Origin of the sequence: Micromonospora sp. NPDC005215 (assembly GCF_040607915.1) — a bacterium.
GTDB lineage: Bacteria > Actinomycetota > Actinomycetes > Mycobacteriales > Micromonosporaceae > Micromonospora.
The window spans coordinates 1-20088 of record NZ_JBEXHQ010000019.1; the positions used below are offsets into that span (position 1 = coordinate 1).

The window sequence follows — 20088 nt, forward strand, 5'->3', positions numbered from 1 at the left end:
CACACCAACCCCCACACCCTCGGCCTCAACCCCACCACCCACCCCCTCCTCGCCATGTTCGTGCCGCGCCCCGCGCTGTGCGCCCCGCCAAGATCCGCGCAACTTCCCTGATGTTGCTGCCTCCGGCGGCCGGGAGGCAGCAACATCAGGGAAACTGCGCAGATCTTGGGGGCACGGGCACGGGCACGGGCCGCCGACGCTGCTGCGGCGCGATGTCCGTGGCGCGGGGAGGTCGGGGAGGTGTTGCTTCTGCTCTCGTCCGGTGGTTCGGCCTTAACCGCTTGCCGCGTTGTGCTTTGCGACCAGGCTCGGAAGTTCGTCCAGCGAGTCGATGCGGAAGAGGCACTGCGCGGCCACGTCGGGAAGGTCGAGGATGTGACCCCAGGGGCCGCGCCGGATCAGGCACGTCCGCATACCGATCTCCTGGGCCGGGCGTACGTCGTTGTCGGGCCGATCGCCGACGTACAGGATCGACGACGCGTCGCCGCCGCCGGCGCGGACGACCCGCTCGAAGAAGGCCGGTGACGGCTTGGCCACCCCCCAACCGTGCGACGTGCCGATCACGTCCACGGGGAGGTCGAGTGCGCGGAGGGTCGCCTCGGCGTGCGCTGGCTGGTTTCCGGCCAGGCCCACGAGCAGGCCCTGCTCCTTGAGGGCGGTCAGGCATTGCCGTGCGTCGGGGTAGAGATCCTCCTCGCCGAACGACTCTGACTTGCCGGCGGCGGCCCGGCGCTCAAGCTCGGTGTCGAGGTCGAAGTCGGGCCGGAAGGCCCGGAACGTCTCCTGGTAGTCCAGTCCTCGGGCGATCACCGCGCCGAGGACCGCCGAGAGCGTGTGCCGTGGCACACCGAACCAGTCGGCCCAGGTCGCGAACTCGCGTGACTCGTCGAGAATCGTTCCGCCAACATCGAAGAAAACCGCGTTGATCACTGCGCCCCCGGTCACGGTCGTGTTGTCGGTGGAGCGTAGCCGCAGTCGTCGCTTGTGGACACGGGACGCGGGAATGGCACTCACGTCGTACCGTTTGCCGGTGCATGTACTTGACGATCCGGCGGTGTCAGCCAGGGTGGCCGGCTTCCTCGGCACGCACGGGGAGCGGTGGCCGAGCACCCCGGTCGAGCAGATCCGGCGGTTGGCGAGCGCGGATGGACCGGACGGGCCGCTGGCCGTGGTGCCCGACGAGCTGGTCGCGGTCGCCGTCGCGTTCGAGGAGCGATATGGCGGGCTCGCCTACCGACTCAAGACAGACGGCAACCACATGGAGTACGGCCTGGAGGGTGAGGCGTACTTCCGCTGGATCTCCGAATTTGGGTGGATGTTCCCGGCAGCCGTCGACGGGGCCTGGACGTGGGGTGTCGATGTCCTGCTCGACGGACGGACCGCCATGGCCCCGGGCGAGTGGCCGTACCGGCTGATCGACCGCGCCGTGGAGCAGCGGCTGGAGAAGCACGCGCTCCTGGAGGAGGTGCGGCTCTGGCCGCACGTCACGCTCACCTACGAGACCGCCACCCTGGTCTCGCCGACGATCACCCTGAGCGGTGTCCCCGAGGTGCCCGAGGCCACCGGCCCGGCCGACCGTTGGTGGTATGACGGCGAGGTGGCCGCACACCTCTGGCTCCATGGCTGGCCCGCCGGGAGGGACAACTGGGTGTTGCGCTGTTTCTCCCGAACGAGACCTGGGTTGTCCGGCGTGCTCGGACACCTCAGCGCGGTCGGCGAGTTGGACCAGTGGTGCACAATCTGCAGCCGAGCATTGCAGCCGTCGATGCCTACCTACGTCCCTCAGGGCGGCGAGCCAGGCCTCTGTCTGCCCTCGCCCTCGGATCGCCGGTAGCCCGCTGACGCGCGCCCTGCCCAGCTTTACCGGCGCTGCGTCGACGGCGGCGAACGTGTCGCTCATTCACTATCGTGATCGTCCATGGGGGAGTCGGCTGAGCCGGTGGGTGAGGTGCTCGTACTCGGGCGGTCGCGGGTCTGGCCCGCCGTCGCGGTGCCGGTCGCGGTCGTGATCGGGCTGATCGTCGGTGCGGTGCTGTTCGACTGGGTCGGCTGGGGCGGGTTGGTGCTCAGTGCCGGGTCGATAGTCCTTGCGTTCGTCCACTGGCGCAACGCGGTGTTGGCTGACGACACCGGGCTGCTGGTGCGGGATCGGGGCGGCTTGCGGCGCTCGTACGCGTGGTCTGAGATCGAGCGGATGGGCTGGCAGGATGCCGGGATGTGGGGGAGTTCCCTGGTGGTCTATCCCCGCGGCGGCCCCTACGACGTACCGGGGCCCAATGCGTCAGTCAACGTGGCACGCATCTGGCGACCGAGACGCGCACACCTCGCCGACCCGATGCCGGCGCTGCTCCGGACGCATGGCATCAAGACGATCAGCGAGCCCTGACCCGCTCAAGGTCGACGTGGCTGATCGACAGTGGTCAGCCGCAGCGTCCGAGCGGCAGTGGGTGCGAAGCCCAGGGCACGGTAGACGCCGCTCGGACTCCGCCTCGGCTCGACCGCCCTCGTGAAACAGGTCCTAGTAGGGCGGGGTGGGCATCTCCGGTGCGCGCCGACGTGACCGTCGGGAGTCCGCGCCAACCACTGCGAGCAGCACCACGGCGGTGGCGACGCCGGCGTTGAGCGGATTGAGGTGCGGCGTCACCGGCACCAGCAGGCCGAGGGCCAACAGGCCAGCCGTCCGGGAGCGGGAGACCCGGGCGAAGACCTGGTATTCGAGGGCCGTTCGCCCGGCGAGGAAGAGCGCCGGGCCACCGAGGATGGCGATGAGCCAGGCCGCGGGGAGGTGCCGGAGTGGCTCGGTGATGACCAGTTCGAAGCCGACGCCGGTCAGCACGATTCCCGCGATCATGATCAGGTGGGTGAATGCCATGTCGGTGGCGAGTCGAGTGGCGTCGCGCGATTGGCTGATGGCGGCGTCCAGCAATCCTCCCGCGACGTGGAAGTAGGTCCGCCACAGCAGGACGGTGGTCCCCAGGGCGAGGAGGAAGCCGCCCGTCTGGTCGGCGTGGAATTCGCTGCCGCTGAACGCCAGCCCGATGACGAAGATCGCCTCACCGAGGGCGATGAGCAGGAACTGTTGGTACCGCTCGGCCAGGTGCTCGGCCGCGATCGCCCGGACGCCGAGCCGTCGCGCGCCGAGTCGCGGCGTCGGCCAGCCGAGGAACAGGCCGGCGTAGTCGATCAGCACGGCGGCGGTCCAGAGTGGCCCCCGGACGCTTCCCTCGGCGGCCAGAGCACCGATGACCCAGAGCGGCGCGCTCATGCCGAGCCAGAACAGGACCCGGATGGATTGCCGGGGATCCGGTCGGCCGTGCCCGGCGAGGTGGAAGTAGACCACCCGGCCGATCTGCAGGCTCACGTAGGTGATGGCGAACAGCGGTGCCCGCGCGCCGAAGCCGTCGGGCACCGCGACCGCCATCGTCATGGCGCCGACCACTGTCATCACGATGACGATCTGGACGATCGACGCCTCCGGGTCCAGCCAACTTGTCGACCAGGCGGTCAACGACCAGACCGCCCAGAGCGCCAGGAACAGCAGCAGGGCCTGCCCGAGGCCCGCGTACACGCCCCGCTGGCCGTCGGTGAAGTCGCTGATCACCCGCGCCGAGATCCGGGTGAGGGCGAAGACGAAGACCAGGTCGAGGAAGAGTTCCAGAAAGGTCGCTCGTTGCCGACTGGCGGCGCTGCGCACCAGCCCTTCCTCGCGCTGATCGCTCATCCGTCCGCCACGGGCCGGTGCCGTCGAACGACCACGTGCCCTCCCGTCGTGGTGATCCCCTCACCTAACGAGCGACGGTCGGCGGTGGCACGTGGGAACGAAGGAATCGACCCGTTCGCCTTACGGTTGTAAGGTTATGCGGTGACCACACCGAGAACGCGGGCTCGCAACAAGCGCGGCGAAGGCGCCCAGTTGCGCGAAGAGATCGTCAGCGCCGCCGGCAAGCTGCTGGACGGTGGTGACCCGCAGAGCGTGACGCTGCGGGCGGTGGCCCGGGAGGCCAGCATCTCGGCGCCGTCGATCTATGCGCACTTCCCGGACCTGGACTCGATTCTGCTGGTGGTCGCCCAGCGCGCGTTCGCCGCCCTGGAGCAGGCGTTGGCCGGGCCGGACGACCCGGATCCGGCCGAGCGGCTGCGGGCGGTCAGTGCGGCCTACCTGACCTTCGCCGAGCGCCAGCCGCACCGGTACCGGCTGATGTTCGGGGCGGTCTGGGATGCCAGCCAGGCCCGCGATCGGACGCCGGCGTTGGCGGACGACCTCGCCGTGCTCGGCATGGGAGCCTTCGAGGTCATCCATCGCACCGTCGCCGAGTGTGCCGCGAAAGGGCTCTCGACCAGCGCGGATCCCTTCGCCGACGCGACGGCGCTCTTGGTGGGGCTGCACGGGTTCGCTCAACTCCAGGTGGCGACGCCGCTGTTTCCCTGGCCCCCCAACCTGCGGGAGGCCCTCATCAACCGGCTGGCATTGTTGGTCTGACCGGCCCATACAGTCGCCAATCCGTCACGACGCGACTGCGGTCGGTGTCCGCCCTTACGCTCAACTGCGTGCCCGGACCTGCCGAGAAGGCCACCGAACAGGACCGGCGTGACCTCATCGTCACTGTCGCACGCGAGCTGGCCGAGGCGGAGGGCTGGGCGGGGGTGAGCACCCGACGACTCGCCGAGCGGGCCGACATCGACGTCGGCGACCTCTACCGGCAATTCGCGGATCTTGACGCGCTCCTCGCCGCCGTGGCCGTCTGCGCCTTCGCCGACCTGGCCGCCGATCTGGCGGAGGCGCACGCGGAGGCAACCGGCAGCGCCGAGGGGGTCTGGCCGGCGGTCGCGACCGCGTACCTCGACTTCGCGTACACGAATCCGGAGGTCTATGACGCGATGCTCGCGCTGACCCCCGACCTGGGCCTCGGCGTCGATGGCGTCCCGGCCGCGCCGCGGGCGGTCTTCGCCGAGCTGCGCGCGGCCCTGACCCCGCTGGCCGAGGGGCGTGACCCGGACACCCTCGCCGAGGTGGGTTGGAGCCTGCTGCACGGCGTGGTGATGCTCACCCGGGGCGGTCGGCTCCGACCCGAGGGGCAGGAGGAACGGGAGGTGTTGATCGCCCAGCGGTTGCTGCGGTGGCCGTGACGGGCAGCCTGGTCAGTTGACGGGCTTGCGGTCGGCCGGCCCCCTGTCGACGAACCGGAACGTGCTGCCCAGCGGCGCGTTACCCAACTCCTTGAGGATCAGACCGTTACCGGCGGCGTGCTGAAGGAACCGGGTCTCACTGCCGATCGCGTACGTGCCGGCGCCCTTGGCGACGATGGTGAACCGCTGTATCGGGTTGTCCACGTCGCAGACGGCGGCCTCGATGGTCAGCTCGGGCTCGATGTCCAGACCGTTCACCTGCCAGCAGGACGGCTCGTCGTTGGCCGGGTGATCGTCCTTCGTGCCGAAAGCCTTGATCACGTACCGGTCGCCGCCGATCGGCGTCGGAACGAACAGGACGCGTCCGCCGGTGTCGCCGCCCTCCTCAAGCCGACCGCTGAGTTCCAGTGCGTCCCCGGAACCCTGCACCCGCGCCATCGTGATCTCGCGCTTGCCGGACAGCAGGGAGTCGGTCGCGACTGCCGGAGCCGACGACGATGAGAGTGTCGCCGCCGGGGGCGTCGGTGTGCCTGCCGTGGTCGTCGGCGCCTTGTCGGCGTCGCCTCCGCACGCCACCAGCGCGCCGGTGCACGCCAGCAGCGCCGCGCCGGCAACCCACTTCATCGTGATCACGTCGTACTCCTCATGAGCTGTCCCGCACCTCTCGGCCACCAAGATTTCGCTGCTCCCCCTCCCCGGACGAACGCCACGCCGAGACGGTTCACGAAAAAGTCCGAAATCCACAGCCGATCTCCCGCCTATCCTGTCCCTTCGACTGGGCGGTGACGTCACGGGGAGGGAACGGTATGACGGACGGCGCGGTGGCGCGGCGACAGGCGCAGGTGCTGATCTTCGATGCGGACGACACGTTGTGGGAGAACAACGTCGTCTTCGAGCAGGTGATCGACGACTTTCTGGAGTGGCTCGACCACCCCACGTTGGATCGCACCGAGATCCGGCTGATCCTCGACGACATCGAGCGAGCCAACACGGTGGCGCACGGGTACGGCAGCAAGGTCTTCCTGCGCAGTCTGGCGGAGTGCCTGGAGCGGCTGCGCGAGCGGCCGGCCACCGACTCCGAGCGCCAGGAGATCGAGCGCCTGGCGGTAGCGCTCGTCGAGCACCAGGTGGAGCTGATGCCCGGGGTGGCCGACGCGCTCGACGAGCTGGCCGGCCGGCACGAGCTGCTGCTGCTCACCAAGGGCGACAAGGCGGATCAGCAGCGCAAGCTGGACGCCTGCGGGCTGCTGCACCACTTCCGGGCCGCGCACATCGTCGCCGAGAAGGACGTCGAGACGTACCGGTGGCTGGTCCGGGAACACCGCCTTGATCCGGCCCGCGCCTGGATGATCGGCAACTCCCCGAAGTCGGACATCCTGCCGGCCCGCGCGGCCGGGTTGAACGCGGTCTTCATCCCGAACGAGAACACGTGGGTGTTGGAGCACGACGAACTGGACCCCACCGACGCCGGGGTGTTGCGGCTCGCCGCGTTCCGCGACCTGCTGCGGCACTTCTGAGGGTGCCGAAAGCCAACAGCGTCAGCGATCATGGTCGCGTTACGCCGGCTTGTCTGATTTTCACCCTGAGATCAGTCGCGCCGTCGGTCGCCCGGCACGGCTTGTCCGCCCGGTCCGGGTCGACCTAACCTGGCCCGGCGCTCACGGCCTTCGGGGTGTCTGCCGGGAGCGCGCCGGTGTTCGGCGGCTGGCACCGTGGAGCTGAGTGCCGGAGCTGTCCGCTCCCATCCGGACGGCCGAACGTCAGGGCCGGGTAGTTGCGGACCCGGCCCTGACCCGGCCACTGATCAGTTGGACCCGGCGCGTGGGGCAGACCGTGCGCCGGTTGGACTGTCAGGATGACCTGATGAACCGCAGAGCCCTCCTGTTCGGCGCTGTCGCGGGTCTGGCGGCACCGGCCCTGCTCGCCCCGACGGCCCCCGCGCTCGGCGCGACCCGGCCGACGCCGCCCTGGGGCACCGCGCCGTTGCCCCGCCGCACCGGACCGAGCACCCCGCGCCGCAACCTGGCCGCCCGGTTGACCACCCTGCCGACGCAGACTCGGCAGGTCATCGTCGTCGGCGCCGCCAGCTACGCCACCACCTACGCCACGCTTGAGGCGTACGCGCGGATCAGGGGCCGCTGGCAGCCGGCCTCGGCGGCGTTGCCCGCCCGCCTCGGCTCCAGGGGATTCAGCGACAACCACGTGGAGGGCGTGCCGACCACCCCCACCGGTGTCTACTCGATCGGTCCCACCATGTACGGCATCGCCGCCAACCCGGGAGTGCGATACCCCTACCACCAGTTGGTCAGCGGCGACTGGTGGAACGAGAACCCGTCGTCCCCGCTCTACAACACCTTCCAGCACACCTCGACCAACCCGGGTGGGGCCAGCGAGGCGCTGTGGCAGGAAGTCCCGTCGTACACGCACTTCGCGGTGCTCACCTACAACATGCCACCGAACGTGCCGACCCCGATCCCCAACGCGGGCAGCGGCATCTTCCTGCACCAGTTCAGGGTCAGCGCCGGCAATGCCACGGCCGGCTGCGTCTCGCTCGCCCACGACCACCTGGTCGGCGTGCTCAACTGGCTGGACCCGGCACTGTCGCCGCGCATCGTGCTCAGCCCGTACGACCAGCTCGACCGATACTGACAAGCGCCGCGGCGGGGTCTGGCCTCAGGAGGTCTCGCCCCGGACGATCGCCACCGCCACCCGGCAGAACTCGTCCATGTCCGGGTTGAACCTGGCCGCGATGTCGGGATGCAACCCGGAGCGGGTCTCCTCCAACAGTCGCTGGCAGACCTGCTCGACCGGCTCGCCGCCGTAGCCGGCGCGGATCCGGTCGGTGGCCGCCTGAAGCGCCGAGGTCAACTGCTCCTCCAGCGGGCCCCGCAGCTTCTGCTGCACAGGGTCGAGCCCGCGTGGGTCGAGCGTGACATGTGGCTCCGACATCGGTGCTCCCTTCGTCGGCGTCCGCGATACCCCACCGCGGTCGTCGGTCAAACCCCGTCCGGTACGGCGGCGACCCGCACCTGGTACGAGAAGTCCTCGGCCGGCTTCTCCTGATACGACAGCCGGCGGATCTGCCGGTCGTCGTGGTAGAGCGCGACGTCCACAAGCACACCGAGGTGGGTGAGGCCGATGGACGACACCCGCTTCTTGTCCTGCAACACCGCGCAGACGCCGCCGAGCAGGGTGCTGGCGTCGCCCGTGCGGTGCCCGGGCGGGCACCGCAGGACCAGCTCCACCTCGATCGGCCCGGGCAACGGCGTCCAGCCGGTGCGCTGAGCCGCCGTGAGGGCGGCCTGAAGTAGGGTGCGGACCCTCGTCGCCTGCCGATGCCCGGCGGCGAAGATGGACAACGCTTCGGTCTTGACCGGTGGCAGGCCGCTCACTTCGAATGTCAGGGCGAGAGCGCGGGTGTCCTGCACGAGCACCTCCTCGTTGGGACGATCCTGCCGAACCGGGGGAGCGGCGGTGGGACGTTCCCGCGATTACCAACCGATCGGGCAGGCAGGGGGTCGGCCGGAGCGTGTCGACGGCGGCGGCGAGCGCGCTGGCTGCGGCGTGAGGAAAACGCTAGCCGACGCCGCCCGCCCCCGGTAGTCGGCCAGTCACCCGATGGGGTGCGGCGAAAAGGCGCAGAACTCGTTGCCCTCCGGGTCGGCCAGCACCCACCAGCGGGCGTCGGCCTGTGGCTCCCGCAGCAGTGTCGCGCCCGCGTCGATCAGCGCCGTGGGCGCGGGGTCGACCAGGTCGACGTCCCAGTGCAGCCGGTTCTTGACCGTCTTGGGCTCGGGCACCCCGGCGAAGACCCAGTAGTCCCAGGGGAACCCGGCCGCGCCGCTGACCGCCGCGTGGGTCGACTCGTCCTCGATGGTGCCGCCGAGCGCGCCGGCCCACCAGGTCGCCTGTGCGACCGGGTCGGCCGCGTCGACGACCAGCTCGAACGGGCCCGGCCCGGTGCCCTCGCGAGCCGCGAACGCGCAGAACTCGTTGCCCTCCGGGTCGGTCAGCACCCACCAGGTGGCCTCGCCGGCCGGCTCCCGGACCAGCCGTGCGCCGGCCGCGAGCAGCGCCGCCGGGTCCGCGTCGGCCAACCGCAGATCCAGGTGTACGCGGGTCTTGCCGACCCGCGGTTCGGGCACCTTGTTCACCCAGATCGATTCGGCGTTCGAGCGCGCCGAGCGGGGGTCCACCCGCGTGTCGTCGTCGCCGGCGTCGGCCACGTCACCGTTGAGCATCCGAGCCCAGAAGGCCCCGAGGGCGAGCGGGTCGGCGGCGTCCAGACAGAGATCCTTGAAGCGCGCGATCATGTGTCGGTGGGGCTCAGTGCTGCTTGGCGTACCCGACGAACGCCTTCCAGGCCGCCGGGTCGACGCGCAGGGTGCCGCCGTCGCGGTCCTTGGTGTCGCGCACCAGCACCACGGTCGGCAGGTTGTCGGCGACCTCGACGCAGGCTCCGCCGTTGCCGCCGGACCTTGTCGACTTCCGCCACTGGGGGGTCAGCATGTCCATGACTTCGCCACTTCCTTGATCAGCTCGGTTGACTGCCGGCGGGGGAGCGCCTCGTTCCGCACGATCTCCCACGTCTTCGCCAGCTTAGCGATGTCGGTCGGCGCATCGACGATCTGCGCCGTGAGTTGGTTGTCCGCATAGGTCACGCGCTCACCGTCGGGCATCTCGGCGATGATGAACTGCCCGCCCAACCCCAGGTACATCCCAGCATCCACCGGCACGATGTGCACCTGGATATGCTCCGCCGTCGCCAACTGGACCAGGTGCTCGCACTGCTCGACCATGAGCCCCGGCTGGTCGAGCACCGGCCGGCGCAGCACCGCCTCGTCCAGGACGGCGATGAGCTGCGGCGGGCGCGGGCGTTGCAGGATCGCCTGCCGCTCCAGCCGGGAGGCGACGATCCGGTCCACATCGTCGGCGTCGAACCGACCACCGGCCAGTGTGGCCCGCGCGTACCGCTCGGTCTGGAGCAGACCCGGCACGTACGCCAACTCGAACCAGCGCAGCGTGGTCGCCTCCCGCTCGAACTCGATCCACTCGCGCAGCCAGGCCGGCTCGGCGTCGAGCCGGGCCAACCTCTCCAGCATGCGCTGGAAGCGCCCAGCGGTCGGGTGGTGAGTGTCAATCGCCCGCATGTACTCCTTCGTGGGCGCTCGTCCGCCGGTCTCCACCGAGCTGACGTGTGAGCCTGAATAGCCGATGCCCCTGCCGAAGTCGTCCTGACTGAGCCCGAGCCCGGTGCGGAACAGGCGCAGCTCCTCCAACACGTAGTCGGTGACGGTCCCCATCGAATCCCCAACCTTCGCTCACTGTGGATCGGCGTGTCCCGCACGGCTGCTCGACTGTGCGGCTGAGCTGCACGGATGCCGCGAGCACGTGTCGACCGTAGTCGGCTGCTCGCAAACTGTCACCAGTGGCGGGTCCGCTGGTGGCCGGAACAGGCGGCGGTGGGCTCTGCCCCCGGGGTCGCTCCCGTCTCCCCCTTGCGGGAGCGACCCCTTCCCCGCCCCCGAGGAGGTCGATGTGTTGAGCCCGACAGACCACCAAGACGGAACGAGGTGGCGGTGATCATGGTCCGGCCGCCCGTCCCGCACGTCGCCATGCGTCCGCTCTGGCGGTGCCGGAGCTGCGGCCGGGACTGGCCCTGCCAGCCGGCCAAGCTCGCCCTGCTGTCGGAGTACCGGACCAGCAGAACAGCGCTGCTCATCTACCTCGGCACCCTCATGAACGAGGCGACGGGCCAGCTCACCCAGCTCCACCCGGACCACCCGCCGGCCAGGATGACCGAGCGCTTCCTCTCCTGGGCGAGAGCCCGGGGCTGACGTTGCTCGTACCGTCAGGCGGGTTTGACTCTGGTGGTGTCCGGGGGCGAGGTGTCGGAGGCGGTCCGGCCCTCGCGTAGTGACAGGCGACGTGCCAGCACCGTGGCGCCCCCGAGCGCGGCCAGGACCATGGCGATCTCCGCGACCACCACCGCCGGTGCCAAGCTGTAGCCGGTGGCCCAGGAGAAGCCGACGGTGATCGGCGTGATGACGATGCCGGCCACCGGGACGAGCACGCTCATCATCCGAGCCGTCCGCCGGATCTCGGGCAGGTCGCGAAGCCGGGTCCGCACCGCGACGACCGCTCCCGCAGCGACCACGGCGCCCGGTACGCCGTAGTAGACGGCGAAGGCGAGCTGGATCGGCACGTCGATCGAGCGGGGGATATCGATCATGCGGACGAATACCGGGAAGGCCGCCATCAGGAGGCCGTAGCCGAGCACCGCACCGAGCATCGCGCCGATCAGTGCGGTGCCGAGGATGCGACCGTAGTCCTCGCGCACCCGTCGGACGCCAGCCTCGTCGGCAAGCCGTCGCGCGAAGCCGGCCACGTCACTGCCGATCAACTGCGCGGGATCGCCCCCGTCGGCAGCCGCGGCCCGCAGGTCGAGGCGCAGGTCCGCGGCGAGTGTCGCCCGATCGGCCGAGCCGACCCCGTACCCGCGCCACGCCTGGTCGGCTTCGCCCAGAAGGCGGTCGATGGTGTCCATGGGTCAGCTCCTCGTGGGGTGGTGGTCGAGCGGGCGGAGAACGGCGTCGACGGTGCCGGTGAAGCGGTCCCACTGTTTCTGCCAGGCGTCCAGGTGGATCCGACCGGGCCCCGTCAGCGCGTAGACCTTTCGGGGCGGGCCGGTCGGACTGGCCTGCTGTTCGTGAGCGACGAGGCCGAGTCGGCGCATCCGCGTCAGCAGGGGATAGATGGTGCCGTAGCTGATGGCGCCGAAGCCGGCCGTCTCCATCCGCCGCACCAGCTCGTAGCCGTGCGCGGGCTCGCGCGCCAGCAGTGCCAGCAGGCACATGTCCAGCGCGCCCCGCAGAAGTTGGGTCTGCCGGTCGTTGTCGTCAATGGACTGGCTCTCCGCCGCTACCATGCGACACATACTAGCTTACTAGTTGGCGTCGCGATATACCGGTACGAGCTTCCACTGTGTCAGCCAGGTTTCGCGACTTCGCAGGTGGGGCAGAGTAGCCGCACAGAGCATCCGGGCCGGGGCGTTTTCGCAGCTCGTCGGCCTCGACATGGCTCGCCGTGCGCCGGGGCACGGACGCCCTCCCCGGTCTTTCGCCGAGGGAAGGGGGAGGGCTATGACGGACCCCGAAACGGCACGACACCGACGCCGGCCGATTGTTCGGCTGGGCGCGGCGGCCGCCGCGTTGGCGCTTGTCGCACCGCTCGCCGCGTGCGGCGCGGGCGACGACGGTGGCCCACCGACGATCAACCTGTACTACCCGCCCGAGCAGAACCTGCAAAAGGTCGTCGACGACTGCAACGCGCAGGCACAGGGGCGGTACGAGATCGCCTACCAGGTGCTGCCCCGCCAGGCCGACGACCAGCGGGTGCAGATGGTGCGCCGGCTGGCCGCCGAGGACAGCGGAATGGACCTGCTCGGGCTGGACGTGACCTGGACCCAGGAGTTCGCCAGCGCCGACTGGATCCGTGAGTGGAGCGGCCAGGACAAGGCCGAGGTCGAGCAGGGCACCCTCGCCGGGCCACTGGCCACCGCCCGCTACGAGGACAAGTTGTACGCCGCGCCGAAGAACACAAACGTCCAGTTGCTCTGGTACCGCAAGGACCTGGTGCCGCAACCGCCGACCACCTGGGACCAGATGATCAGCGCGGCCCAGCAGCTCAAGGAGCAGGGCAAGCCGTACCAGGTGCTCACCATGGGCGCCCAGTACGAGGGCCTGGTCGTCCTCTACAACACCCTCGCCGAGAGCGCCGGAGGAAAGATCCTCAACGACGACGGCACGCAGGCCGTGATGGACGACGGCACGGTCCGGGCGTTGGAGCAGCTGAAGAAGTTCGCCACGTCGGGCGTGACCTCGCCGTCGTTCAGCAACGCCACCGAGGACCCGGTCCGGCTGGAGTTCCAGTCCGGTTCGGGCGCGTTCCAGGTGAACTGGCCGTTCGTCTACCCGGCCCTTCAGGAGGCCAACCCGGACCTGGCCAAGCAGGTCGGCTGGGCTCGGATCCCCGGCATCGACGAGGGCACCCCCAGCAAGGTCACCATCGGCGGGGTCAACCTGGCGGTCAGCTCGTACTCCAAGCACCCGGAGATGTCCTACGAGGCGGCCCGGTGCATCCGCAGCGCCGAGCACCAGAAGTTCTCCGCCATCAAGGACGGTGTACCGCCCACCATCGAGGCGGTCTTCGACGACCCGGAGATGACCGAGGCGTACCCGATGAAGGACACCATCCTGGAAGAGCTGAAGGAACCGGCGACCCGTCCCCTGACGCCGGCGTACCAGAGCATCTCCACAGTGATGTCGGCGATCCTGTCGCCGCCGTCGGGGATCCGGCCGCAGCAGACCGCCGACGAGCTGCGCGACGCCATCGCCGATGCCCTCCAGTCGAAGGGGGTCCTGCCGTGAGCATCAACGCCACGCCGACCGGCGCGGACGTCGCCGCGGAGGAGACCCGCGCGCCCGCCGCCGTACCCACCCAACGCGGTGGTCGCCGTAAGCCGCCACTGAGCGAGAACAAGAAGGCCGAACGCAGGCTCGGCTGGCTGCTCTGCGCACCCGCCGCGCTGGTGATGGTCGCGGTGACCGCGTACCCGATCATCTACTCGGTCTGGCTGTCGTTGCAGCGCTTCGACCTGCGGTTCCCCGACGAGCGTCAGTTCATCGGGCTGGACAACTACGTCACGGTGCTCACCAACGAGTTCTGGTGGACCGCGTTCGGGGTGACCGCGCTGATCACGGTGGTCACCGTGGTCGTCGAGCTGGTGCTCGGCATGGGCCTGGCGATCATCATGCACCGCACCCTGGTCGGCCGCGGCCTGGTCCGCACCTCGGCGCTCATCCCGTACGGGATCGTCACAGTGGTCGCGGCGTTCTCCTGGCGGTACGCCTGGACGCCCGGCACCGGCTACCTGGCCGACCTGTTCAGCGACGGCGCGCCGCTTACCGAGCGGGCCAGCTCGCTGGCGATCATCATGCTCGCGGAGATCTGGAAGACCACCCCGTTCATGGCGCTGCTGCTGATGGCCGGGCTGGCGCTGGTGCCGGAGGACCTGCTCAAGGCGGCGTCCACCGACGGCGCGAGCGCCTGGCAGAAGTTCACAAAGGTGATGCTGCCGGTGATGAAGCCGGCGATCCTTGTCGCGCTGCTGTTCCGCACCCTGGACGCCTTCCGCGTCTTCGACAACATCTTCGTGCTGACCGCCGGGGGCAACGAGACCTCATCGGTGTCGATGCTCGCCTACAACAACCTGATCCGGGGCCTGAACCTCGGCATCGGCTCGACGATGTCGGTGCTGATCTTCATCACCGTGGCGATCATCGCGTTCATCTTCGTGAAGCTGTTCGGCACCGCTGCCCCCGGCAGCGACGACGGGGAGAGGCGCTGACATGGCTGTCGAAACCACCCGGGCGAAGCTGCGCTGGGGGCTGCTGGACGTCCTCGTGGTCGCCTTCGCGCTCATCCCGGTGCTGTGGATCGCGTCGCTGTCGTTCAAGACGCCGGCCACCCTCACCGACGGGAACTTCATCCCGCGGGAGTGGACGCTTGACAACTACCGGACGATCTTCGACACCGACCAGTTCGTCCGGGCGCTTGTCAACTCGATCGGCATCGCCCTGATCGCCACGCTGATCGCGGTGGTGCTCGGTGCGATGGCCGCGTACGCGATCAGCCGCCTGGACTTCCCCGGCAAGAAGCTGCTGGTCGGCGTCTCCCTGCTGATCGCGATGTTCCCGCAGGTGTCGCTGGTGTCCCCCCTGTTCGAGATCGAGCGTCAGCTCAAGATCTTCGACACCTGGCCCGGCCTGATCCTGCCGTACATCACCTTCGCGCTGCCGCTGGCGATCTACACGCTGTCGGCGTTCTTCAAGCAGATCCCGTGGGACCTGGAGAAGGCGGCCAAGATGGACGGCGCCACGCAGGCCCAGGCGTTCCGCCGGGTGATCGCCCCGCTGGCCGCGCCCGGCTTGTTCACCACGGCGATCCTGGTGTTCATCTTCTGCTGGAACGACTTCCTGTTCGCCATCTCGCTGACCTCCACCGAGCGGTCCCGCACGGTGCCGGCCGCGCTGTCGTTCTTCACCGGCGCGTCACAGTTCGAGGACCCCACCGGGGCGATCTGCGCCGCCGCCGTCGTGATCACCGTTCCGATCATCCTGTTCGTCCTCTTCTTCCAGCGCCGCATCGTGTCCGGTCTGACCTCCGGCGCAGTCAAGGGATAGGTGAGTAGTCATGGCTGACATCGTGCTCGACAAGGTGAGCAAGAGTTTCCCGGACGGGACCGTCGCCGTGCAGGACGTCGACCTGGAGATCGCCGACGGCGAGTTCGTGATCCTGGTCGGCCCCTCGGGCTGCGGCAAGTCCACCACCCTCAACATGATCGCCGGTCTGGAGGACATCAGCTCCGGCGAGCTGCGCATCGCCGGACAGCGGGTCAACGACAAGGCTCCCAAGGACCGGGACATCGCCATGGTCTTCCAGTCCTACGCCCTGTACCCGAACATGACAGTGCGGGAGAACATGGCGTTCCCGCTGCGGCTGGCGAAGCTGAACAAGGAGACCATCAACCAGAAGGTCGACGAGGCGGCCAAGGTGCTGGAGCTGACCGCACTGCTGGACCGCAAGCCGGCCAACCTCTCCGGCGGGCAGCGCCAGCGGGTGGCGATGGGCCGGGCGATCGTCCGCCAGCCCAAGGCGTTCCTGATGGACGAGCCGCTGTCCAACCTCGACGCCAAGCTGCGGGTGCAGATGCGCACTGTCGTGTCCCGGTTGCAGAAGCAGCTCGGCACGACCACCGTCTACGTCACCCACGACCAGACCGAGGCCATGACCCTCGGCGATCGGGTGGTGATCATGCGCGGCGGCGCGGTGCAGCAGGTCGGCCCACCGCAGGAGCTCTACGACCACCCCCGCAACCTCTTCGTGGCCGGCTTCATCGGCTCCCCGTCGATGAACTTCCTGCACGCCGCCGTACAGGACGGCGGGCTGCACACCGCGCTGGGTGACGTGCCGCTCGGCGACCGGGTCCGCCGTGAACTGGAGGCCGCCGACGCACCCCGGGAGCTGATCCTCGGCATCCGCCCCGAGCACTTCGAGGACGCCGAACTGGTCGACGACGACACCCGCCGCCGGGGCATGGAGTTCGAGGCGCCGGTCGACATCGTCGAGTCGATGGGCTCGGACAAGTACGTCTACTTCACAGTGGAGGGCGAGAAGGCCAGCGCCGCCGAGCTGGAGGAGTTGGCCGCCGACGCCGGTGCCGCCGACTTCGCCGGTGGCGGCGGCAACCTGGTGACCCGGCTGTCCGCGGAGTCGCCGGTGGCCGAGGGACAGTCGCGCCGGGTCTGGTTCAACCTGGAGAAGATCCACCTGTTCGACCCGGCCACCGGCCGCAACCTGACCCTGCGCGAGGGGCGGGCTGCCGGCGCGCTCGCCGACTGACAACGAACCCGGCACCACGATCGCGCTCGATCACTTGTGCAGTGGTGTCGGACCGCGCGGGATGCCACCGCAACCAGGAATTTGCGCGATCTTGACGATGGGGTCGGCGGGTGAACCCGCCGGCCCCCGTCCGTGTCCTGCGCCGCGCCGCCGGTCGTGGCAAGGTGGTCGAAGGTCGCATCGTGAGGCGGGGGGCGGGATGGACCGACGACTGGCCGCGCTGGCCAAGGCGCACGGCGTGTCCACCTGGTACGAGGACTGGCGGCACCGCCGCGTCGAGGTCGCACCGGAGACCGTGGTGGGTGTGCTCGGCCTGCTCGGCGTGGACGCCACCAGCCCCGCCGCCATCGCCGACGGTCTCGCCGCCGCTCGCGCGGTCGACCGGAGTGCGCTGCCGGAGACGGTAGTGCTCACCCACGGCGTCACCCGGGCACTGCCCGGCCCGGGGATGGTGACCCTGGAGGACGGCGGCCGGCGCGCCGTCGACAGCGAGCTGCCGAAAGACCTGCCGCTGGGCTGGCACCGGCTGGCCTGCGCCGGCCGGGAGGTGACACTGGTGGTGGTGCCCCGCCGGCTGCCGGTGCCGCCACGCACCTGGGGTTGGCTGCTCCAGCTCTACGCGCTCACCTCGGAACGCTCGTGGGGCATGGGAGATCTCGGCGACCTCGCCGAATTCACCCGCTGGGCCGGTGCCACCGGTGCGGGCCTGGTGCTGCTCAACCCGCTGCACGCGGTCGGGCCCGCGCACCCGGTCGCCGCATCCCCCTACTCGCCCGCCAGCCGACGCTTCGTCAACCCGCTCTACCTGCGAGTGAGCGACATTGCCGCGTACCGGGCGGCGGACCCGGCGACCCGGGCCGTGGTCGACGCCCTGCGCCCCGACCGTGGTGACCTGATCGACTACGACGAGGTGTGGACGGCCAAGCGGCACGCCCTGGAGCTGCTGCACCCGTACGCCCAGCCGGTCGACCTCGCCGCGGACCCGGCGTTGGCGAGCTTCGCCACCTGGTGCGCCCTGGCCGAGCGACACGGCAACGACTGGCGGGCCTGGCCGGCGGAGCTGCACCACCCGGACGCCCCGGCGGTCGCCGCGCAGCGCCGTCAGCTCGCCGACCGGGTGGCCTTCCACGCCTGGCTGCAACACCTGTGCGACGAACAGCTCGATGCCGTCACGGCGGCGGCCCGCGCCGCCGGGATGCCGGTCGGCGTGGTGCACGACCTGGCCGTCGGCATCGACCCGGGCGGCGCGGACGGCTGGCAGCTCGCCGACGTGCTGGCCCAGGGCGTGCGGGTCGGGGCCCCGCCCGACGACTTCAACCAGCTCGGGCAGGACTGGGGGCTCGCCGCGTGGCGCCCGGACCGGCTCGCCGCGACCGGGTACGCGGCGTACCGGGACATGCTGCGCCGGACCCTGCGGCACGCGGGCGGCCTGCGGGTCGACCACGTCGCCGGCCTGTGGCGGCTGTGGTGGGTGCCGCCGGGCGGCGGGGCGGCCGAGGGCACCTATGTCCGCTACGACGCCGAGGCGATGCTCGGCATCCTCGCACTGGAGGCGCAGCGGGCCGGCGCGGTGGTGGTCGGTGAGGATCTCGGCACCGTCCAACCCGCGGTGACCCGAGGGCTGCGCGGGCGCAACATGCTCGGCTCGACGGTGCTGTGGTTCGCGCGCGACGACGAGGGTGACTTCGTCCCACCGGCCCGATGGCCGCGCAACGCTCTCGCCACGATCTCCACCCACGACCTGCCGACCGCACCGGGCTTCCTCACCGGCGAGCATGTGCGGGTACGCGACAAGCTGAAGCTGCTCGACACCGACGTGGCGGTGGAGCGGGCCCGCGCCGTCGCCGACCGGGAGCGCCTGCTCACGATGTTGCGGACCGAGCGCCTGCTGCCCGATGCGACACTGCCCGACCCGGCGGCGACATCCGGCCCGGCCGCGACATCTGACGACGGCGAGGTGGTGGTGGCGATGCACGCCGCGCTCGCGGCAAGCCCGGCCCGGCTGCTCGGCGTCTCCCTCTACGACGTGCTGGGCGAGGTGCGCCAGCCCAACCTGCCGGGCACTGTCGACGAATATCCGAACTGGCGGTTGCCGCTACCGGCCACCGTGGCGCAGATCCGCGCGGACCCCCGGGTGGCCCGGGTCGTCGACCTGCTCAACACGGCGCGTCCACGATCGGGTGACGCACGGCCGGCGCGCCCACGATCGGGTGACCCGCAATCGGCGCGCCCAACCGAGGACTGACGCCCGACCGGACCAGACCAGACCAGACCAGGCCGGGCCGGGTCGGCGTCGGTCAGGCCAGGTCGGGGTCGGGGTCGGTCAGGCCGGGTCGGGGTCGGGTCCGCTGCTCGTCGATGGCGAGCAGCGCTCAGGCCGGCCAGTCGAAGCGGGGCGGGAGTCCGAGGTAATCGGCGTACCGCTGCAATGCCTGCTCGACGCGGACCCGCTCGCCGGCCGCCATCGGGGTCAGTGGCTGGATCGTGATGGTGACCGCGGCCCGGCCCACCTTGCGCTTCCACACGCCCACCACCCGACCGGCGCGGACCACTGTCGCCTGGAAGATGCCGTTGTTGCCCGGCACCACGGCCGCCTGGTGCGCCGGGTCGAGCATCAGCGTGCGGTCGCGGTAACCGAGCAGGTACTCGTCGAAGCCGGGCAGCACCACCACGTCGTCCGGTGCGCCGCGCGGCGCGTCGGCCAGCGCCGCGTCGACGTGCATCGGCTCGCCGTTCACCCGGACCGGGCTCAGCACGTCGCCGGCGGCGGCCAGCCCGCGCCGGGCGTCGGTCAGGGTGAGGCCGGTCCAGCCGGCGAACTCGCGGGCGGTGACCGGCCCGTGCCCGCGGACGTAGCGGTGGGCGAGCACTGCCAGCGCCTCGTCGCGATCCAGCCGGCGTGCGTCGGGCGCCCAGTCGTCGAGCAGGGCGAAGGTCTGTTCGGTGCCGACGTTCGGAGCCACACAGGTCACCCCGCGCACACTGGCGAACCAGAGCAGGTGGTAACCGCGTTGACCGTCGGTGCCCAGGCCGGCTTCGCGCAGGGTCGCCAGGCACTCTGCGCGGGTGAGCCGGCCGCCGCCGGCCAACGCCGTGCCGAGGACGTCCACCGCCCGATCCGCGTCGGCCTCGGTCAGCCCGAGCTGCGCCCGGCGGGTCGCCGCGCCGGCCAGCGAGCGAACGCCGGTCAGCTCCAGCATCCAGCGGGCGTCGGCGGGTGGGACGAGGTGCACGGTGCCCCGCATCGGCCAGGTGCGCAGCGCCTCGCGCCGCTCCAGGGCCGCCTGCACGTCCGCGACGGTCCGGCCGGGCAGCCGAGCGCCCAGTGACCACAGCCCGCTGGCCAGGTCCTGTGCCTGCATCGCGCCGAACCACTCGACCACCTCGCCGACGCCAGCGGGTCGGGTGCTCGGATGCGGGCGCAGCAGCAGGCTGGTCATCCGCAGCGCCAACGCGTCGGCCGCGCTGAGGTCGACAGGCATCGGGCCGTCCCTTCGT

Annotated in this window: 23 protein-coding genes; 12 read left to right on the forward strand and 11 right to left on the reverse strand. The window is 70.5% G+C overall.

Going from position 1 to position 20088, the window contains the following annotated elements; genetic code table 11:
• Positions 1 to 273: 273 nt before the first annotated feature.
• Positions 274 to 930, reverse strand: a complete 657-nt coding sequence (locus ABZU25_RS16255; RefSeq protein WP_355030233.1) for an HAD family hydrolase — start codon at positions 928 to 930, stop codon at positions 274 to 276.
• Positions 931 to 1054: 124 nt separating this feature from the next.
• On the opposite strand from ABZU25_RS16255, the gene ABZU25_RS16260 reads away from it, so the two are divergent.
• Positions 1055 to 1834, forward strand: coding sequence for a hypothetical protein (locus ABZU25_RS16260; protein WP_355030134.1), 780 nt, complete (start codon positions 1055 to 1057; stop codon positions 1832 to 1834).
• A gap of 84 nt (positions 1835 to 1918) precedes the next feature.
• Complete coding sequence (locus ABZU25_RS16265) at positions 1919 to 2386, forward strand: hypothetical protein (protein WP_355030135.1); 468 nt, start codon at positions 1919 to 1921, stop codon at positions 2384 to 2386.
• 132 nt (positions 2387 to 2518) lie between these two features.
• On the opposite strand, the gene ABZU25_RS16270 is transcribed toward ABZU25_RS16265, so the two are convergent.
• Positions 2519 to 3721, reverse strand: a complete 1203-nt coding sequence (locus ABZU25_RS16270) for a low temperature requirement protein A (protein ID WP_355030136.1) — start codon at positions 3719 to 3721, stop codon at positions 2519 to 2521.
• Positions 3722 to 3862: 141 nt separating this feature from the next.
• Between ABZU25_RS16270 and ABZU25_RS16275 the strand changes: the two genes are divergently transcribed.
• Entirely contained in the window at positions 3863 to 4480 is a 618-nt protein-coding gene (locus tag ABZU25_RS16275) for a TetR/AcrR family transcriptional regulator (protein ID WP_355030137.1), read from the forward strand.
• Positions 4481 to 4548: 68 nt separating this feature from the next.
• Positions 4549 to 5127, forward strand: coding sequence for a TetR/AcrR family transcriptional regulator (locus ABZU25_RS16280; RefSeq protein ID WP_355030138.1), 579 nt, complete (start codon positions 4549 to 4551; stop codon positions 5125 to 5127).
• 12 nt (positions 5128 to 5139) lie between these two features.
• Here the strand turns inward: ABZU25_RS16280 and ABZU25_RS16285 are convergent, their stop codons facing one another.
• Entirely contained in the window at positions 5140 to 5760 is a 621-nt protein-coding gene (locus ABZU25_RS16285) for a hypothetical protein (protein ID WP_355030139.1), read from the reverse strand.
• A gap of 173 nt (positions 5761 to 5933) precedes the next feature.
• On the opposite strand from ABZU25_RS16285, the gene ABZU25_RS16290 reads away from it, so the two are divergent.
• Positions 5934 to 6644, forward strand: a complete 711-nt coding sequence (locus ABZU25_RS16290; protein WP_355030140.1) for an HAD family hydrolase — start codon at positions 5934 to 5936, stop codon at positions 6642 to 6644.
• A 346-nt stretch (positions 6645 to 6990) separates the two neighbouring features.
• Positions 6991 to 7776 (forward strand): L,D-transpeptidase family protein, encoded by a 786-nt coding sequence (locus ABZU25_RS16295; protein ID WP_355030141.1) that lies wholly within the window; start codon positions 6991 to 6993, stop codon positions 7774 to 7776.
• 24 nt (positions 7777 to 7800) lie between these two features.
• On the opposite strand, the gene ABZU25_RS16300 is transcribed toward ABZU25_RS16295, so the two are convergent.
• From ABZU25_RS16300 to ABZU25_RS16320, 5 genes are all read right to left on the reverse strand, one after another.
• Positions 7801 to 8076 (reverse strand): hypothetical protein, encoded by a 276-nt coding sequence (locus tag ABZU25_RS16300; RefSeq protein ID WP_355030142.1) that lies wholly within the window; start codon positions 8074 to 8076, stop codon positions 7801 to 7803.
• Positions 8077 to 8123: 47 nt separating this feature from the next.
• Positions 8124 to 8555, reverse strand: a complete 432-nt coding sequence (locus ABZU25_RS16305) for a hypothetical protein (RefSeq protein ID WP_355030143.1) — start codon at positions 8553 to 8555, stop codon at positions 8124 to 8126.
• A 183-nt stretch (positions 8556 to 8738) separates the two neighbouring features.
• Complete coding sequence (locus ABZU25_RS16310) at positions 8739 to 9440, reverse strand: VOC family protein (protein ID WP_355030144.1); 702 nt, start codon at positions 9438 to 9440, stop codon at positions 8739 to 8741.
• 13 nt (positions 9441 to 9453) lie between these two features.
• The gene (locus tag ABZU25_RS16315; protein WP_355030234.1) at positions 9454 to 9636 is read right to left on the reverse strand and encodes a DUF397 domain-containing protein; all 183 of its coding nucleotides are present in this window, start codon (positions 9634 to 9636) and stop codon (positions 9454 to 9456) included.
• A complete protein-coding gene (locus ABZU25_RS16320; RefSeq protein ID WP_355030145.1) occupies positions 9630 to 10430 on the reverse strand; it encodes a helix-turn-helix transcriptional regulator in 801 nt (266 codons plus the stop codon). Before ABZU25_RS16320 ends, ABZU25_RS16315 begins: the two co-directional genes overlap by 7 nt.
• Positions 10431 to 10712: 282 nt before the next feature.
• Between ABZU25_RS16320 and ABZU25_RS16325 the strand changes: the two genes are divergently transcribed.
• Complete coding sequence (locus tag ABZU25_RS16325) at positions 10713 to 10964, forward strand: flavin reductase (RefSeq protein ID WP_355030235.1); 252 nt, start codon at positions 10713 to 10715, stop codon at positions 10962 to 10964.
• A gap of 14 nt (positions 10965 to 10978) precedes the next feature.
• Here the strand turns inward: ABZU25_RS16325 and ABZU25_RS16330 are convergent, their stop codons facing one another.
• Together ABZU25_RS16330 and ABZU25_RS16335 are read right to left on the reverse strand one after the other, a co-directional pair.
• On the reverse strand, positions 10979 to 11674 hold the full coding sequence (locus tag ABZU25_RS16330) for a hypothetical protein (protein ID WP_355030146.1): 696 nt from the start codon (positions 11672 to 11674) through the stop codon (positions 10979 to 10981).
• A gap of 3 nt (positions 11675 to 11677) precedes the next feature.
• Positions 11678 to 12055 carry a PadR family transcriptional regulator gene (locus tag ABZU25_RS16335; protein WP_355030147.1) on the reverse strand — a complete coding sequence of 126 codons (378 nt, stop codon included), beginning with the start codon at positions 12053 to 12055 and terminating at the stop codon, positions 11678 to 11680.
• Between the two features lie 214 nt (positions 12056 to 12269).
• On the opposite strand from ABZU25_RS16335, the gene ABZU25_RS16340 reads away from it, so the two are divergent.
• From ABZU25_RS16340 to malQ, 5 genes are all read left to right on the forward strand, one after another.
• The gene (locus ABZU25_RS16340) at positions 12270 to 13556 is read left to right on the forward strand and encodes an ABC transporter substrate-binding protein (RefSeq protein ID WP_355030148.1); all 1287 of its coding nucleotides are present in this window, start codon (positions 12270 to 12272) and stop codon (positions 13554 to 13556) included.
• On the forward strand, positions 13553 to 14536 hold the full coding sequence (locus ABZU25_RS16345; RefSeq protein ID WP_355030149.1) for a sugar ABC transporter permease: 984 nt from the start codon (positions 13553 to 13555) through the stop codon (positions 14534 to 14536). The genes ABZU25_RS16340 and ABZU25_RS16345 overlap by 4 nt, the downstream gene beginning before the upstream one ends.
• A gap of 1 nt (position 14537) precedes the next feature.
• Entirely contained in the window at positions 14538 to 15371 is an 834-nt protein-coding gene (locus ABZU25_RS16350) for a carbohydrate ABC transporter permease (RefSeq protein ID WP_355030150.1), read from the forward strand.
• A gap of 10 nt (positions 15372 to 15381) precedes the next feature.
• Positions 15382 to 16590: a sn-glycerol-3-phosphate ABC transporter ATP-binding protein UgpC gene (gene ugpC, locus ABZU25_RS16355; protein WP_355030151.1), complete on the forward strand. Its 1209-nt coding sequence runs from the start codon at positions 15382 to 15384 to the stop codon at positions 16588 to 16590.
• Positions 16591 to 16789: 199 nt separating this feature from the next.
• A complete protein-coding gene (gene malQ, locus ABZU25_RS16360; protein WP_355030152.1) occupies positions 16790 to 18835 on the forward strand; it encodes a 4-alpha-glucanotransferase in 2046 nt (681 codons plus the stop codon).
• Positions 18836 to 18962: 127 nt separating this feature from the next.
• Here malQ and ABZU25_RS16365 read toward each other — a convergent pair whose 3' ends face one another.
• On the reverse strand, positions 18963 to 20072 hold the full coding sequence (locus ABZU25_RS16365) for a winged helix DNA-binding domain-containing protein (RefSeq protein WP_355030153.1): 1110 nt from the start codon (positions 20070 to 20072) through the stop codon (positions 18963 to 18965).
• Positions 20073 to 20088: the final 16 nt, after the last annotated feature.